The organism is Leisingera sp. CC-HEC096 (assembly GCF_059429235.1).
In genome coordinates this window covers 1850732-1866827 of sequence record NZ_JCAIJS010000001.1, presented here as the reverse complement: position 1 = coordinate 1866827, position 16096 = coordinate 1850732, and the positions used below count along the sequence as shown (strand labels likewise).

Sequence of the window (16096 nt, the reverse complement as noted above, 5' to 3'; positions counted from 1 at the left end):
CCTCAGCGCCCGTATCCGGGCCGGGTGCTTACTCCCAGCAGCTGACCAGGACGGTCATGCCGGAGGCGAGCCGGGCGATTGCCGCGCTGGGCAGGCTGCCTGCGGCGGGGGACTTGCTGGCCGCGGTCACCCCGGCCGCGCTCAGCACGCCGCGGAGGGCTTCGGCGTTGACCGCAAAGCTCACACCCTCGGGCAGCTGCTTGCCGTCGGGTTGCCGCGGCAGCAGCATGCCGTGCACCGCGCCGGTGCTGTCGAGCACCGGGCCGCCGGCGTCGCCGGGCTGGGCGGCCAGGTCGAGGCGCGCCACGGCGGTGTTGCCATCGAGGCTTTTGACGTCGGCAATCTTGCCCCAGGTGAGGCTCGGTGCGCCCAAAACGCCCTCGTAGGAGAAGCCGGAGACCGCGACTTCGGACTGCAGCCGTGGCGAGGAGGTGCTGAGCTCGGCCACTGCGGCCGGGGCCAGCGGTTCTGCCGGGCGCAGGATTGCGATGCCGCCGGCGGCGTCATTGGCCGCAACCTCAGCCTGATAGCCGTGGTCCAGGGTGATCCGGGAGCAGCCCGCCACCACGTCCGAGGTGGTCAGGACGCTGCCGTTGCCGTCCACGAAGAAGCCCGAGCGAGACAGTTTCGGTTTGCGGATCTCCAGGCCGGCGACCAGGTCGATGTCCTGTACCGCGTCGCCGCCTGCGGCCGGGTCCAGCACGCCGCCGAGGCGGGTAAAGCTGGCCTGCATCGCGGCCAGAACCCGGGCGCGGCGGTCTTCGTCGCCGGCGGGCCAGATCAGGGTGAACCCCTTCACTTCGCCGTTCTTCAGGCTGGCCTGGGTGAAGGAGACGATCCGGTCGTTGCGGCCTTCGATCGTGAAGCTGTCGCTGCCGCGCTGGCGCGGGCCCTCCAGCGGCACGATTTCCAGCGTTTGCAGGATGTCGTAGAGGCCGAACAGGGTGCGCTTGTCGCCGGGCTGGCTGATCAGCAGCACCTGCGCGCCGAGATCCCCGCTGCTGGTGTAATGAGCGAAGGGCGATTCATAGCGGTCGAAAGCTACCTCATCCGCGGGCATCTGCAGAGCGATGCCGGCCTTGGCGTCCTCAACTCGGGCCATGCCGACGGAGAGCAGCGGCGCGTTGTATTCGTCCATCAGCACCTGGCGCTGCGCAGTGGTCAGCACGCCGGTCGGCTCAAAGCCGCGGGCGGCCTGCCAGTTGCTCATCGAAGCGCGGGTGCCGCGGCCGAAGGCGCCGTCGATGCCGGCGTCGTAAAAGCCTGCGGCCTTCAGCGCCACCTGCAGCTCCATCCGCTGCTCGCGGCTCAGCGCGCGCTCGCTGCGCCGGGCCTCGGTGGGAGTCTCATCGGGCAAAGTGGTCTGGATGCCCGCCTGCTGCTGCGGTTCCGGCTCTGCCGTTGCCGTTGCCGGGGCTTCCGGGGCAGGGGCCGGTTCTGCGGGCTGGGTGGCATCCGCGGCCACCGGGTAGAACTGGCTGCCCAGGTTGCGGCGGAAGGCGATGAAGCTGTCGCGCGGGATCTGGCCCTCGGCGCGGTAGACCTGCAGCACCCGTTCGGCGTCATCGCGCGCATAGGGGCCCAGAACCACGCCGTACCAGCCGCCGCCAAGCGCATAGCCAGAGACATCCGGCAGGCGCGCGGCATAGCGGCGGGCCTCGGTTTCGGCCTCGCGCAGAGAGGAGCGGGCGGCGATCTGGATCCAGACCGCATCCCGGCTGCTTTGCGCCGAAACCGGCGCAGAGAACGCAATGGCCAGCGCGATCAGCGGCAGGGCCAGAGCGGCAAACAGTTTTTTCATGTGTGTGCCTCGTATCCCGGAAGAACTCTTATTCTTTGCCGCGGAGGTAAAGCATTTTGAGCGGCCGAAGGGAACTCCTCTTGGCAGGGGGAATTCCCGGCCCGTTGCCGCATTCCCGCACTTTTGTTGCCGATCCGCTGCGTGCGGCGCGCCGCAGCGGCGGTGCCAGCGCCCGCAGGGCGTTGACCCTGACCATAGGCTTGCATAGGAAGATCCCCGCAATTGCTGCCCCGGCCGGCCCTGAAGGCCCGCTGCCCCAAAAGGGATGAGAGATGACCCAGACCAACGGCGCGCCGCGCTCCTTCCAAGAGATTATCCTGAGGCTTCAGAGCTACTGGGCCGCCAAAGGCTGCGCGGTGATGCAGCCCTATGACATGGAAGTCGGCGCCGGGACCTTCCACCCGGCGACCACGCTGCGTTCGCTGGGGTCCAAGGCCTGGGCCGCGGCCTATGTGCAACCCTCGCGCCGCCCGACCGACGGGCGCTATGGCGAGAACCCGAACCGTCTGCAGCACTATTACCAGTACCAGGTGCTGATCAAACCGAGCCCGCCGGATCTTCAGGCGCTGTACCTAGGCTCGCTGGAGGCGATCGGCATCGACATGTCGCTGCACGACATCCGCTTTGTCGAGGATGACTGGGAAAGCCCCACGCTGGGTGCCTGGGGCCTGGGCTGGGAAGTCTGGTGCGACGGCATGGAAGTCAGCCAGTTCACCTATTTCCAGCAGGTCGGCGGCCATGACTGCCATCCGGTCTCGGGCGAGCTGACCTATGGTCTGGAGCGTCTGGCGATGTATGTTCTGGGCGTCGATCACGTGATGGACATGCCCTTCAACGATCCGGACGCGCCGATCCCGCTGACCTATGGCGATGTGTTCAAGCAGACCGAAGAAGAATACGCCCGCTGGAATTTTGACGTGGCCAACACCGAGGTGCTGCTGCGCCAGTTCGAGGAGGCCGAGGCCGAATGCGCCACGATCCTGGCGCAGGAGCATCAGGACCCCAAGACCGGCAAGCGGATCGTGATGGCGCATCCGGCTTATGACCAGTGCATCAAGGCCTCGCATATCTTCAACCTGCTGGATGCCCGCGGGGTGATTTCGGTCACCGAGCGCCAGGCCTATATCGGCCGCGTCCGTGCGCTGGCCAAGCAATGCGCCGACGCCTTTGTGCAGACCGAGGCCGGCGGCCATCAGGCTGAGACCGCGGCCTAAGCAGGGGACAGCACGTTATGGGGAAATTCCTTGCCCTGATCCTGATCGTTTCCGGCCTCGCGGCCGGGGGGGCGATGTACTACCTGCAGGTCTATGGCTTCTATGACGAGGTTGCGCTGCAACCCGGCCGCGATGTGATGCTAGTGCCGCTGGACGGCGGCGAGGGGCAGCCGATTGCATATTCGGACTTTGAGGCAATTGATGCTGACAGCTCTCCGATCCGCTACCGGGCCTGTTTCACCACCAAGGTTTCTCCGGACGAGCTAGCGCAGGTCTTTACCCTGTCGGACAAGACTGAGCCGCGAAATGCGCCGGAGTGGTTTGAGTGCTTCGAAGCTGCGGCCATCGGCGCCAAGCTGGCCGATGGCTCGGCCAAGTCGTTCCTGTCGGTCAAGAACATCTCCTATGGCGTTGACCGCATCGTCGCCGTCACCAAAGAGGGCCGCGGCTATGTCTGGCATGAGCTGAATGACTGCGGCCAGAAAGCCTATGACGGCACCGTGGTGGGCGAGGAATGCCCGCCCCGGCCCAGGAACTGACAGGCCGTTCTGTGGGTGAAGCCTACCAGATACCCGGTTTTCTCACGCTGACGCTTGGATTTGCCATCTATCTTCTGGGGGCGGAGATCAACGCGCGCGTGGACGCTCTGCGGCGTTTCAATATTCCTGAGCCGGTGACGGGCGGGCTGCTGGGGTCGCTGGCAGTGCTGGGCATGTACGCGCTGCTTGATTTAGAGCTGTCCTTTGACCTGGCGCCGCGGGACTTTCTGCTGGTTCTGTTTTTCGCCTGTATCGGCCTCAACGCACGGCTTTCGGATCTGATTGCAGGCGGGCGGCCGCTGCTGCTGCTGCTTGTGCTGACTTTGCTGGCCATCGTTTTGCAGAATGTGGTTGGTGTTGCCGGGGCAATGCTGTTCGGCTACCCGTTGCAGACCGGTGTGCTGTTCGGCTCAGCGGCGCTGATCGGCGGGCATGGCACCGCCATCGCCTGGGCCCCGGAAGTCGCGCAAGCTGCCGGAATTGAAGGGGCTGCCGAGCTGGGCGTGGCCGTGGCCACCCTGGGGCTGGTGCTGGCTGCCTTGGTTGGCGGGCCCATCGCGCGGCTGCTGGTCGAAGGCCGCAGCCTGGCCCCGGACCGCCCGTATGAGCAGCACACGGTCGGGCTGCCGGATGAGGCCCGCCCGGCGGTGTCCAGGATCGACCACCTGACTGTGATGCGGGTGCTGCTGTATCTGAACCTGGCAATCATCTCGGGCTTTATTCTGCATGGCGCAATTGCCGCTGCGGGGTTGAAACTGCCCTTGTTCGTGCCTTGCCTGATCATGGGCATCGTGATTTCGAACCTGCGCAGCGCTTTGGTGCCCGCCGCCGCTCCGGTCTCGCGCACGCCGACGCTGGCGCTGATTTCGGAATTCGCCCTGGGCGCCTTCCTGGCAATGTCCCTCATGAGCCTGCAGCTTTGGACGATTACCGAACTGGGGCTTGTGATTGCCGTGATCATGGCCGCGCAAACCCTGCTGACGGTAGCCTTTGTGATCTGGGTCCTGTTCCCGGTCATGGGACGCAACTACCGAGCCGCGGTGCTGGCTGCCGGATTTGGCGGCTTTGCGCTGGGCGCCACCCCGACCGCCATTGCCAATATGACCGCTGTCACGAAACGGTATGGGCCGTCGCCTATTGCCTTTGTCGTGCTCCCCCTTGTATCCGCCTTCTTTGTTGATATCGCCAATGCGATCGTCATCCAGGCGATTGTGAACTTCTGAGGACATCCAGATGCCCGACCTGCTCATTGAACTCTTTTCCGAGGAAATCCCGGCCCGCATGCAGGCGCGTGCCGCCGAGGACCTGAAAAAGCGCGTGACCGATGGCCTGGTCGAGGCGGGCCTCACCTATGCTGGTGCCGCGGCGCTGTCGACGCCGCGCCGCCTGACCCTGGCGGTGGACGGCCTGCTGGCCGAAAGCCCCACCGTCCGCGAAGAGCGCAAGGGCCCCAAGGTTGGCGCACCGGACAAGGCAATCGAGGGCTTCCTGCGCGGCGCGGGGCTGACCCGTGAACAGCTGGAGGAGCGCGAGACCCCCAAGGGCGCGGTCTATTTCGCCATGATCGAGAAGCCGGGCCGCCCGGCGGCGGAGATCATTGCAGAGGTGCTGGAAGACACCATCCGCAACTTCCCCTGGCCGAAATCCATGCGCTGGGGCGCAGGCGCGTTGCGCTGGGTGCGGCCGCTGCACTCGATCCTGTGCATCCTGTCGGATGAAAACGGCACCTCCGTGGTCGATCTGGATATCGACGGCATCAAGTCCGGCAACACCACCCGCGGCCACCGCTTCATGGCGCCGGAGGAGATCACTGTAAGCGGCTTTGACGACTACGCCGCCAAGCTGAAGCGCGCCTATGTTGTGCTGGACGCCCGCGAGCGGGCGGAGGCGATCTGGCAGGAGGCCACCAATCAGGCCTTCGCCAGCGGCCTGGACGTGGTCGAGGACAAGGGCCTGCTGGCTGAGGTCGCAGGTCTGGTTGAATGGCCGGTGGTGCTGATGGGGGCGATTGACGCGGAGTTCCTGGAGCTGCCGCCGGAGGTGCTGCAGACCTCGATGAAGGAGCACCAGAAGTTCTTCTCGGTGAAGAACCCCAAGACCGGGCGGATCGAGAAGTTCATCACAGTGGCCAACCGCGAAACCGCCGACAACGGCGCCACCATCTTGGCGGGCAACCAGAAGGTGCTGAGCGCGCGTCTGGCCGATGCCAAGTTCTTCTGGGAGAATGACTTGCGCACGGCAAAGTCCGAGGCTGGCATGAGCGCCTGGGTCGAGAACCTCGGCAACGTGACCTTCCACAACAAGCTGGGCACCCAGGCCGCGCGCATTGACCGGATCGCCGCGCTGGCGCGCGATATCGCGCCGGTGGTCGGTGCCGATGCCAATCTGGCAGAGCAGGCAGCGCGGGTGGCCAAGGCGGACCTGTCGTCTGAGATGGTCTATGAGTTCCCCGAGCTTCAGGGCCTGATGGGCCGCTACTACGCCGAGGCTGCAGGGCTGCCGCAAGAAGTGGCAAACGCCTGCGAACTGCATTACTCGCCGCTGGGTCCGGGTGACGATGTGCCCTCGGAGCCGGTCTCTGTCGCCGTGGCGCTGGCCGACAAGCTGGACACGCTGACCGGCTTTTGGGCAATTGACGAAAAGCCTACCGGCTCAAAAGACCCCTTTGCTCTGCGCCGTGCCGCGCTGGGTGTGATCCGGCTGGTGCTGGAGAATGATGTGCGGATCCGGCTGGACCGGTTCTTCGACAGCCAGCTTCTGCGGGCAGAAAGCGCAGCCAACGATGCGCTTCCGGAAGAAAACGTGAATGACTTGCTGAAAGAGATTGCCGAGCACGGAGTGTTCGGTTCGGCTTTCGAGGCCGTGAAAGCCAGCATCGGCGACACCGCGGCAGAGGCCTTTCTGACGCTGGGGCGCAAGGTGCCGGATGCCTCGGACAATCTGCTCTCCTTCTTCCATGACCGCCTGAAGGTCTTCCTGCGTGATCAGGGCATCCGCCACGACGTGATCGACGCCTGCATCGCGATGGACGGCAATGACGACCTGACCCTGCTGGTGAAACGCGCCCGGGCGCTGGAGGATTTCCTGAAGACCGAGGATGGCGAGAACCTCTTGCAAGGCTTCAAGCGCGCCAACAATATCCTCAGCCAGGCGGAGGAAAAGGACGGGGTGGAATACTCCTTCGGTGCCGACCGCAAGTTTGCCGAGGACCCGGCGGAGAAAGCGTTGTTTGACGCGCTGGAGGCAGGCGGGGCGGCGATCTCTCCGGCCATCGAGGCCGAAGATTTCGCGGCAGCCATGCGGGGCATGGCCGCCCTGCGCGCGCCGGTCGATGCGTTCTTTGAAGCGGTGCAGGTGAACGCCGAGAACGAGGTGCTGCGCCGCAACCGCCTCAACCTCCTGAGCCAGATCCGCCAGGTCTGCGGCCAAGTGGCTGACCTTACCAAGGTCGAAGGCTGAGAGGGCGCGGCCGCCCTTTCAGCTTTCCAAAAATACTCCCGCCGGAGGCTCCGGTTTCGGGCTCCGCCCGTTCAGCTCTGAAACCGTCCCCCGGACGGTTTCCTGGACGGGTCTCGCTCCGCAAGGCAAGGCCGGATTTTCGTTTCCAGACCGCTTTCCGCCTCCGCAGGCCGTTACAAGGCTCTTGCGCCATCGCTGCATCCCCTTATGGTGACAGGCAAAGGAGACGTGCTGCAGTGCAGAAAGATTTCGAACAGACCCCGCCGGCCAGCCTCATAACCGCCACCGCACCGATTGCCACCGCCACCCATGGCGGGCGGGCGAAATGCCTGCAGCGGCTGGTGCGTCTGGACCTGCCGGTGCCGCGCACGGTGGCGCTGTCCTTTGATGCGGTGCATGCGATTGCCGAGGGCCAGATGCCTGACCTGTCGGCTGTTCTGAGCGAATTCGACCCGGAGGCGCTGCTGTGCGTGCGCCCCTCGTCCGAGGACCCGGACTGGGGCGGTCCCGGCGCGATCCTGAACATCGGCATGAATGATGCGCGCTATGTCGACCTGTGCGACACCCTGGGCCGCGAGGCGGCGGCGGCGCTGTATCTGCGGTTCGTGCAGTCCTACGCCGTGCATGTGGCGCGGCTGGACCCGGATGTGTTCGACGATGTCGAGGACGGCGGCCCGGATGCGCTGAGCGAGATCCTGCACGCCTATGAGGCGGAAACCGATGAGCCGTTCCCGCAGGACCCGGGCGAGCAGCTGGCGGCGGTGCTGCGCTCGATGGCGCGGGCGTGGGAGGGCACCTCGGCGCGGATCCTGCGCCAGGCCAAGGGCGCGCCGGCCGATGCGGGCCTCGGGCTTGTGGTGCAGGAGATGATTCCCGGTGTGGGGCAGGGCGAGTGCGGCTCCGGCGTGCTGCAGCTGGTGAACTCTACCACCGGCAAACCGCAGCTGACCGGGCGCTACCTGAGCCAGAGCCAGGGCCGTGATGCGCTGGGGGCGGGGGCCGGGGCGCTGTACCTGGCCAAGGACGCCCGCGGGCTGTCGCTGGAGGAACTGGCGCCGGAAGCCTTTAAGGATCTGCAGGCCCATGCCGCACTGATGCGCCGCAAGCTGCGCGAGGAGATGCAGCTGGAATTCGTCGTCGACAACGGCCGGGTGCATATCCTGGACGGTGTGCGGGTGGTGCGCTCGGCGCAGGCGGCGGTCCGGATTGCGGTGGCGCTGGCGGAGGATGGCATCATTCCGCAGGAAGAGGCGCTGATGCGGGTTGATGCGCATATCCTGAATGAGCTCTTGCACCGGCAGGTGGCACCTTATGCCAAGCGCGACGTGATCGGCCGCGGGATTGCCGCGAGTCCTGGCGCGGCCACCGGCAAGCTGGTCTTTACCGCCGCCGGGGCACAGGCAAGTGCCGCCCGCGGCGAGCCTTGTATCCTGGTGCGCCGGGAAACCTCGCCGGAGGATGTGCGCGGCATGCACGCCGCCGCCGGGGTACTGACCGAGAAGGGCGGCATGACCAGCCACGCCGCGGTGATTGGCCGCGGGCTGGGGCTGCCCTGTATCGTCGGGGCGGCAAACATGAAGTTCCACACCAAGCGCAAGACACTGGAGGCGGCGGACGGCCGGGTGTTCAAAGCTGGAGACATTATCACCATCGACGGCAGCAGCGGCCAGGTTCTGGCGGGCCAGCCGGAGATGCTGGAAGCGGCCCAGGATGGTGCGCTGCTGACCCTGCTGGCCTGGGCGGACGATACCCGCGACATTGGCATACGGGCCAATGCAGATACGCCGGAAGATGCTGAAACTGCACGGAGATTCAACGCGCAGGGCATCGGGCTGTGCCGCACGGAGCATATGTTCTTTGACCCGGGCCGCCTGACGGTGATGCGGGAGATGATCTTTGCCGAGACTCCTTCCGGCCGGGCTGCGGTGCTGGAGCGGCTGCTGCCGATGCAGCGCGACGACTTCCGCGAGCTGTTCCGGATCATGGAGGGGATGCCGGTCTGCATCCGCCTGTTCGACCCGCCGCTGCATGAGTTCCTGCCCGCCACCAAGACCGGCCAGCGCGAGCTGTCGGAGGCGCTGGGCATCCCGGTCAGCGATGTGACGCGCCGGGTTGAGGAGATGGGCGAATACAACCCGATGCTGGGCCTGCGCGGCGTGCGGCTGGGGGTCACGGTGCCTGAAATCTACGACATGCAGGCGCGCGCGATCTTTGAAGCCACGCTGGAGGCCTCCAAGTGGGGGGATCCGGTGGTGCCGGAGATCATGATCCCGCTGGTGTCGGCGAAACGCGAGGTGGAGCTGGTCAAGGCCCGCATCGACGCGGTGGCCGCGGCGGTCAAATCAGAGCGCGGCGAGGATTTCACCTACCGCCTGGGCGTAATGGTGGAAACACCGCGTGCAGCCCTGCGCGCGGGCGAGATTTCACCGCATACAGCCTTCCTGAGCTTCGGCACCAACGACCTTACCCAGATGACCTATGGGCTGTCGCGCGACGACGCGGGGCGGTTCATGTCGGACTACGTCAATCAGGGCGTTTTTCCGGAAGATCCGTTCCACGTTCTGGACACGGACGGGGTGGGAGAGCTGCTGAAACTGGGGGTCCAGCGCGGCCGTGCGGAGAACGCGGACATCACCTTGTCGATCTGCGGAGAGCATGGCGGCAACCCCGAATCGATTGCATTTTGCCGTGACGCGGGTTTTGACTATGTATCCTGCTCGCCATTCCGTGTGCCGGTTGCGCGGTTAGCCGCCGCCCAGCTGGCGATAGGCAGCAAAACCGGGCAGATGGCGCCAACTTACACTAAATATTAGGAAAATTCAGGGCATTCAGCCGGCGGCGGCGGCCGGTGCGCAGCGCAGGCGTTAACCATGCCGCCGTGGCTTTGGGCCGCAAGCTGGACGTTGCGGCCCATTTCCATTAAGGGATGCGACCGCATGTGCCGGGGAAACACGGGTGCAGGCTGTTAGGACGGGGGAACCCTGAATGAAATTGTTGACTATGATTGCCGTGATGGCTGCCACCATCACGATGGGTAAAAGTGTTGCTGCCGAAACCGGCCTGGATACGCTGATCGAACGCGAACAGGCCAGTCTCAACGCAGTACCAGCGCGAAAGTTCAGCGGATTGTTTGGATTTCGCTCGAGTACGCTGAAGGCCCGCAAACCTCAGGCAAAAATCGAATACAGCAAGGCGTGGCTGGATTCGCGTCCGAAAGCGACAGGCGGCGAGCAGTTTGCCTGTCTCGCTGAGGCGCTGTACTTTGAGGCCCGGGGCGAGACCGTTAAGGGCCAGTTCGCTGTGGCGGAGGTGATCCTGAACCGGGTCAAGAGCGCCCAGTTCCCGAATACGCTGTGCGGGGTGATCAACCAGGGGACCGGGCGCAAGTACCAGTGCCAGTTCACCTACACCTGCGACGGCTACAAGGAAGTGATCAACGAAAAGCGGGCCTATCAGCGGGTGGCCAAGGTGGCGCGTGCGGCAATGGACGGGCTGAAGTCCGAGCTGACGGAAGGCGCGACCTACTATCACACCACTGCGGTGCGGCCGCGCTGGAGCCGGGTGTTCACAAACACCACGCGCATCGGTGTGCATGTCTTCTACCGCGACGATCGCTACCGGACCGCGCTGAGCAACTGAGTGCCTGAAGGCGGCATATCCGTGCCGCTTTCAGCTACTGGCATGGCGTTTGCGGGACTGTTATGAAGGCGCCGAAAGTCTATTGTTGGGACCCACACCCGACACAGCCAGCCAAAGGCCCGTTTTCCCATGCCCTCTGAAATCCGCCTCGCCTTTGCGCATCCGTCCGAGCGTTCCGTGGCCACGGCCGCGCCGGGTCCGCTGGACCGCATTTCGCTGCGCGATCACACTGTCGAGGTTGAGATCGGTGCGTTTCAGGCCGAGCGGGGCACCACCCAGCGGATCTGCTTCAACGTGGTGGTCGAAGTGGCGCCGCTGCCCAAGGATCTGGATGACGATGTCGACCGCATCCTGTCCTATGACAAGGTGACAGAGGCGATTGCGCATGAGCTGGCGGCAGAGCGACTGAACCTGCTGGAAACCCTGGCCGAACGCGTGGCTGAGCGGATCCTGCTGGAGCATCAGGCGGTGCGCGCCTTCGTGCGCATCGAGAAGCTGGACCGCGGCCCGGGTGCGCTGGGTGTCGAGGTCGTGCGCTCCAAGGATCAGATCAGTCACCTGGTGGATGAGGAAGAACGCCCGCATCCGCGGCTGATGTATCTGTCCAACGCGGCCATCGACAGCGATAACCTGACGGGCTGGATTGACCAGATGGAATGCCGCAAGCGGCCCCTGATCCTGTGTGTAGGCGCCCATCCGCTGCAGGTGCCCGCAACAGGGCACAAGTGGACCCAGCGGCGCATCGATCTATTGGCGATCGAGCAGAACGCCTGGCGGCTGGCGGCCAAGGACGACCGCTGCGTGGTTGTCTCTACGCGGACCGAGCTGGACTGGGCGATGAAGAACGGCCAGATCTGCGTCTGGGCGCCCTCCAAGATCGTGCTGGACGCTGTGGACGGGCCCTCGGCGCCGCCCTCGAACTCGGTGGCGCTGGCGGCCTGGTTCGCCGCCACATTCGAGGCAGGTGAAATGATTGTGCTTGGCGGGGATTTGCCTGATAATCCCGGCGTCCCCTTGCGGGCCGTCAGCGTGGAGCAAGCACAACTGTGAAATATTACCGGCCGTTGGTTCAGCATGGCGAGGCGCGCCCTGAGGGCGCGGTTCCGCTGGCGGGCAGTGCCCTGTGGTTCACCGAGGTAGAGATCCTGAGCCGCGAGGCGCCGCCGCGGATCGTGCCGGCCGGTCTTGTGCCGGAAATGGAGCGCCGCCGTCTGAGCGCGCGACGGGCTTCGATCGCCGGGCTGGACATGACACAGCCGCAGATCATGGGCATCCTCAATGTGACACCCGACAGTTTTTCCGACGGCGGCAAACATGCGGGTGTCGAGGCCGGGAAGGCTGCGGCGCTGCGGATGGTGGCCGAAGGGGCAACGATCATTGATGTGGGCGGCGAGTCCACCCGCCCCGGCGCCGCAGAAGTGACCGAGGCTGACGAAATCGCCCGCACCGCGCCGGTGATCGCGGCAATCCGGGCTGAAAGCTCCGTGCCGGTCTCCATCGACACCCGCAAGGCCACTGTCGGGCTGGAGGCGCTGGAGGCGGGGGCGGATCTGCTGAATGACGTGTCCGGTTTCACCTTTGATCCCGCGCTGGCACCGCTGGCGGCGCAGGCCAGCGTGCCGGTCTGCATCATGCATGCCCAGGGCGATCCGGCCACCATGCAGGACGATCCGCAGTATGCGAATGTGCTGCTGGACGTCTATGATTTTCTGGAGCAGCAGATCGACCGGCTGGAAGCCACCGGGGTGATCCGCGAGCAAATCGTGATCGACCCGGGCATCGGCTTCGGCAAGACGCAGGAGCACAATCTGACGCTTCTACGTAATCTCAGCCTGTTTCACGGGCTTGGCTGCCCGATCCTGCTGGGGGTGTCCCGCAAGGGGTTCATCGGCAAGATCGGCGAGGAGCCGCGCGCTGAGGCCCGGGCGCCGGGGTCGATAGCAGTGGGGCTTGCGGCCTTGGCGCAAGGCGTGCAATTTCTGCGGGTGCATGATGTTGCTGAGACGGTTCAGGCCCTGCGCCTCTGGCAGGCCGTCCGCTAAGGCCTTTTTGGGCAGGAAAAAATAATGCGAAAGCTCTTTGGCACTGATGGCGTGCGCGGCACTGCCAATATCCACCCCATGACCGCCGAGATGGCGCTGCGTATCGGCGCCGCCGTGGGGCGCTATTTCCGGCGCGATGGCACCGGGGTGCACCGGGTGGTGATCGGTAAGGACACGCGGCTGTCCGGCTACATGTTCGAAAACGCGCTGACGGCGGGGCTGACCTCCACCGGTATGAACGTGCTGCTGCTGGGGCCGGTGCCGACACCTGCGGTCGGGCTGATGACGCGCTCGATGCGGGCGGACCTGGGGGTGATGATCTCTGCCAGCCACAACCCGTCCGAGGACAACGGCATCAAGTTCTTCGGCCCCGACGGGTTCAAGCTGTCGGACAGTGCGGAGCTGGAGATCGAAGCGCTGATCGACGCCGGTGTCGAGCCTGCTCAGGCCGCCAACATCGGCCGCGCCAAGCGGATCGACGATGCCCGTTTCCGCTATGGCGAGCGGGTCAAGAGCTCCTTGCCGCGCAACCTGGGCCTCAACGGCCTGAAGGTGGTGATCGACTGCGCCAATGGCGCGGCGCACCGGACAGCACCTGAGGTGCTGTGGGAGCTGGGCGCCGAGGTGATCCCGGTTGGGGTGGCGCCGGATGGCTTGAACATCAACCGCGGCTGCGGCTCGACCCAGCCGCAAACGGCAGCTGAGGCGGTTGTGGCGCATGGTGCCCATGCAGGTATCTGCCTGGACGGCGACGCGGACCGGGTGATCGTGATCGACGAGACCGGCACCGTGGCCGACGGTGACCAGCTGATGGCGCTGCTGGCGACCCGCTGGGCCGAGCAGGACCAGCTGGCGGGCGGCGCGCTGGTGGCGACGGTGATGTCGAACCTCGGCCTGGAGCGGCATTTGGAGAGTAAGGGGCTGGGGCTGGAGCGCACCGCCGTGGGCGACCGTTATGTGGTGGAGCGGATGCGCGAGGGCGGTTTCAACCTGGGGGGCGAACAGTCCGGCCACATCGTGATGAGCGATTATGCCACCACCGGCGACGGGCTGATGGCGGGGCTGCATTTCCTGGCAGAGATGGTGCAAACGGGCAAGAAGGCGTCCGCCCTGGCGCACCAGTTCGAAACCGTTCCGCAGCGGCTGCGCAATGTGCGGTTCGAGGCCCGTCAGGCTCCGCTGGAAGATGAGCACGTGCAGGATGCGATTGCCGCCGCTGAGAAAATGCTGGACGGGCAGGGGCGGCTGCTGATCCGCAAGTCCGGCACAGAGCCGCTGGTGCGGGTGATGGCGGAAAGCGAGGACGCCGAGCTGATGACGCTGGCGGTCGACAGCGTTGTCGCCGCGGTCGAGGCTGCCGTCGCGGAGTAAAGCGGACGGGGCGCTCAGTCCCCTTTGCCGAACAGGCGGCTTAGCCTGCCGAACTGGCTGAGGCCGAGGCCGCCCAGGATCATCACCATTGCCAGCAGCATCGAGGGCGGCAGCTCCTCGCCTAGGAATACCGCCCCAAGCACCACGGCCCAGACCGGCACCTGGTAGTTGGTGAGGGTCATGAAGGTCGGCCCAGCCTCCCGCACCACGATGACACGCAGGAGGTTGGCGGCGGCGGTGGGGATCAGGCCCAGGACGGCGGCGATTAGCAGGGTGCGCCCGTCCGGCATCACCGGCGGCCCTTCGGCGGCCCAGGCGGCTGGAAAGATGATGAAGCAGCCGATCACCAGCAGGACGGCCGCCAGCCCCGCGGGATCCACCGGCGGCAGGCGGCGGGTCAGGATTGAGCTGACCGAATAACAGGCCGCCGCTGACAGGCAGGCGGCGCGGCCATAGGCCTCCAGCTCGGCCCCGCTGGTCTCAAACGCCTTGCCGCCGATCAGCAGCGCGACGCCTGCAAATCCGATGGAAAAGCCGATCAGGCGGCGCAGGGTCATCTGCTCGCCCGGCACGAAAAAATGCGCCAGCGGCAGCACCATCAGCGGGATTGCCGCCATGCTGACGCCGGTAAAGCCGGAGGACACATGCTGCTGCCCCCAGGAGATCAGCATGAACGGCAGGGCGGTGCTGAGAATGCCGATGATCACCAACGAGGTCCAATTGGCCTCGCCCCGGAACAGCTTGAACCCGCGCCAGCCCCAGACAGCGCACAAGAGGAGCGCGGCAAAGCCGATCCGCCCGGCGGCCAGCCAGAAGGGGGTGATACCGTCCAGCGCCAGCTTGATCAGCAGAAAGGTCCCGCCCCAGACAAAGCCGAGGGTGGCGATCATCAGCCAGTAGCGCGGTGCAATATCGGGCATGGGGTCCTCTTGCCGTTCACCGCGCGACAAGACCCCGCCGGGCGGGCGGGGTCAATGGCAATTGCTTTGTTATCTATCGAACGGTTTGCGCTTCACGCCGCGCGCGGGCGGCGGCTGCGGCTGAGGAGGAGGCCTCCGAGGATCAGCGCCAGCGCGGCAAACAGTTGCGGCGGCAGGGTTTCTCCAAGAAGCGCTGCGCCAAAGATCACCGACCAGACCGGCACTTGGTAGTTCACGGTTGACAGGAAGGCAGGCCCGGCGCTGCGGGCGACTTGGACCAGCAGTACCTGAGCCAGCGCAGTGGGCAGCAGTCCGAGGTAAATCACGGCGCCGAGCGGCAGGGCGGCGGGCAGTTCCGGCACGCCCTCGGCCCAGAGCGCGGCGGGGGTCATCATGCAGGCTCCGCAAAGCAGCGCCGCGGCGGAGAGCGACAGCATATTCACCTGCGGGCAGAGCCGGGTGATGATCGAGCCGATGGCGTAGCAGAGCGAAGCGCCCAGGCAGGCCAGGCGGGCGAGAGATTCAAAGTCGGTCCCGGCGGAGCGGAAAGCGTCGAGCCCGATCAGCACGACGACGCCGGCAAAGCCGATAAGGAAACTGATGGTGCGGCGCAGGGTCATATGCTCACCCGGCACCAGCACATGCGCCAGCGGCAGCACAAACAGCGGCACCACCGCCATGCAGACCCCGGCAAAGCCACTGGCCACGTAAGTCTGCCCCCAGCTGAGCAGGGTAAAGGGCAGGGCGTTGGTGAAGAACCCCATACCAATGGCGCAGGCCCAGATGATTCGGCCGTCGCACGTGCGCGGTGAGGGCAGGCCGATGCCCATCGCATAGACGACGGCCAAGAGGCAAATTGCGCCGATTGAGATCCGCAGCGCAGCGATGGTCATCGGCGGGAAGCCCCGCAGCGCCAGCGACACCGCCATGAAAGAGGCGCCCCAGATCACACCGAGGAACAGAAGCTTGGCCCAATTGGCGGCACCGGGGGAGTCGCTCATTACAATACCTCAATCACTGGCGGCTTGCCGGTTTGCCGGAAAACTGCGCTGCTGCTGACAAATCGGGGAGGGCGGCGCCTGACCCTGGGAGGGTGCGAAGCGCCCTCCCG

Annotated in this window: 12 protein-coding genes; 9 read left to right on the top strand and 3 right to left on the bottom strand. The window is 65.6% G+C overall.

Going from position 1 to position 16096, the window contains the following annotated elements; translation table 11 throughout:
* Positions 1–28: 28 nt before the first annotated feature.
* Positions 29–1801 carry a trypsin-like peptidase domain-containing protein gene (locus AC5STI_RS09150; RefSeq protein ID WP_495446448.1) on the bottom strand — a complete coding sequence of 591 codons (1773 nt, stop codon included), beginning with the start codon at positions 1799–1801 and terminating at the stop codon, positions 29–31.
* A 272-nt stretch (positions 1802–2073) separates the two neighbouring features.
* Here AC5STI_RS09150 and AC5STI_RS09145 point away from each other — a divergent pair, with 272 nt between their 5' ends.
* The 9 genes from AC5STI_RS09145 (at position 2074) to glmM (ending at position 14065) form a co-directional block, all read left to right on the top strand.
* Positions 2074–3015, top strand: coding sequence for a glycine--tRNA ligase subunit alpha (locus AC5STI_RS09145; protein WP_495446447.1), 942 nt, complete (start codon positions 2074–2076; stop codon positions 3013–3015).
* A gap of 17 nt (positions 3016–3032) precedes the next feature.
* Positions 3033–3554 (top strand): DUF6446 family protein, encoded by a 522-nt coding sequence (locus AC5STI_RS09140; protein ID WP_495446446.1) that lies wholly within the window; start codon positions 3033–3035, stop codon positions 3552–3554.
* Positions 3530–4777: a sodium/glutamate symporter gene (gltS, locus tag AC5STI_RS09135; protein WP_495446445.1), complete on the top strand. Its 1248-nt coding sequence runs from the start codon at positions 3530–3532 to the stop codon at positions 4775–4777. The genes AC5STI_RS09140 and gltS overlap by 25 nt, the downstream gene beginning before the upstream one ends.
* A 10-nt stretch (positions 4778–4787) precedes the next feature.
* Positions 4788–7013, top strand: coding sequence for a glycine--tRNA ligase subunit beta (gene glyS / locus AC5STI_RS09130; RefSeq protein ID WP_495446444.1), 2226 nt, complete (start codon positions 4788–4790; stop codon positions 7011–7013).
* A 236-nt stretch (positions 7014–7249) separates the two neighbouring features.
* On the top strand, positions 7250–9826 hold the full coding sequence (locus tag AC5STI_RS09125) for a putative PEP-binding protein (protein WP_495446443.1): 2577 nt from the start codon (positions 7250–7252) through the stop codon (positions 9824–9826).
* A 172-nt stretch (positions 9827–9998) separates the two neighbouring features.
* Positions 9999–10652: a cell wall hydrolase gene (locus tag AC5STI_RS09120; RefSeq protein ID WP_475046841.1), complete on the top strand. Its 654-nt coding sequence runs from the start codon at positions 9999–10001 to the stop codon at positions 10650–10652.
* 129 nt (positions 10653–10781) lie between these two features.
* The gene (locus tag AC5STI_RS09115) at positions 10782–11702 is read left to right on the top strand and encodes a dihydroneopterin aldolase (protein WP_495446442.1); all 921 of its coding nucleotides are present in this window, start codon (positions 10782–10784) and stop codon (positions 11700–11702) included.
* Positions 11699–12694: a dihydropteroate synthase gene (gene folP, locus AC5STI_RS09110; protein ID WP_495446441.1), complete on the top strand. Its 996-nt coding sequence runs from the start codon at positions 11699–11701 to the stop codon at positions 12692–12694. The genes AC5STI_RS09115 and folP overlap by 4 nt, the downstream gene beginning before the upstream one ends.
* A gap of 24 nt (positions 12695–12718) precedes the next feature.
* Positions 12719–14065, top strand: coding sequence for a phosphoglucosamine mutase (gene glmM, locus AC5STI_RS09105; protein WP_495446440.1), 1347 nt, complete (start codon positions 12719–12721; stop codon positions 14063–14065).
* Positions 14066–14079: 14 nt separating this feature from the next.
* On the opposite strand, the gene AC5STI_RS09100 is transcribed toward glmM, so the two are convergent.
* Positions 14080–14985 carry a DMT family transporter gene (locus AC5STI_RS09100; RefSeq protein ID WP_495446439.1) on the bottom strand — a complete coding sequence of 302 codons (906 nt, stop codon included), beginning with the start codon at positions 14983–14985 and terminating at the stop codon, positions 14080–14082.
* Positions 14986–15077: 92 nt separating this feature from the next.
* Positions 15078–15986: a DMT family transporter gene (locus AC5STI_RS09095; RefSeq protein WP_495446438.1), complete on the bottom strand. Its 909-nt coding sequence runs from the start codon at positions 15984–15986 to the stop codon at positions 15078–15080.
* Positions 15987–16096 lie beyond the last annotated feature (110 nt).

Bases quoted from the DNA above. Each gene is read 5' to 3' on its own strand.
- gltS (WP_495446445.1), top strand. From the start codon at position 3,530: ATGCCCGCCCCGGCCCAGGAACTGACAGGCCGTTCTGTGGGTGAAGCC.
- AC5STI_RS09095 (WP_495446438.1), bottom strand. From the start codon at position 15,986: ATGAGCGACTCCCCCGGTGCCGCCAATTGGGCCAAGCTTCTGTTCCTC.
- AC5STI_RS09120 (WP_475046841.1), top strand. From the start codon at position 9,999: ATGAAATTGTTGACTATGATTGCCGTGATGGCTGCCACCATCACGATG.
- AC5STI_RS09100 (WP_495446439.1), bottom strand. From the start codon at position 14,985: ATGCCCGATATTGCACCGCGCTACTGGCTGATGATCGCCACCCTCGGC.
- glmM (WP_495446440.1), top strand. From the start codon at position 12,719: ATGCGAAAGCTCTTTGGCACTGATGGCGTGCGCGGCACTGCCAATATC.
- AC5STI_RS09140 (WP_495446446.1), top strand. From the start codon at position 3,033: ATGGGGAAATTCCTTGCCCTGATCCTGATCGTTTCCGGCCTCGCGGCC.
- glyS (WP_495446444.1), top strand. From the start codon at position 4,788: ATGCCCGACCTGCTCATTGAACTCTTTTCCGAGGAAATCCCGGCCCGC.
- AC5STI_RS09115 (WP_495446442.1), top strand. From the start codon at position 10,782: ATGCCCTCTGAAATCCGCCTCGCCTTTGCGCATCCGTCCGAGCGTTCC.
- AC5STI_RS09145 (WP_495446447.1), top strand. From the start codon at position 2,074: ATGACCCAGACCAACGGCGCGCCGCGCTCCTTCCAAGAGATTATCCTG.
- AC5STI_RS09150 (WP_495446448.1), bottom strand. From the start codon at position 1,801: ATGAAAAAACTGTTTGCCGCTCTGGCCCTGCCGCTGATCGCGCTGGCC.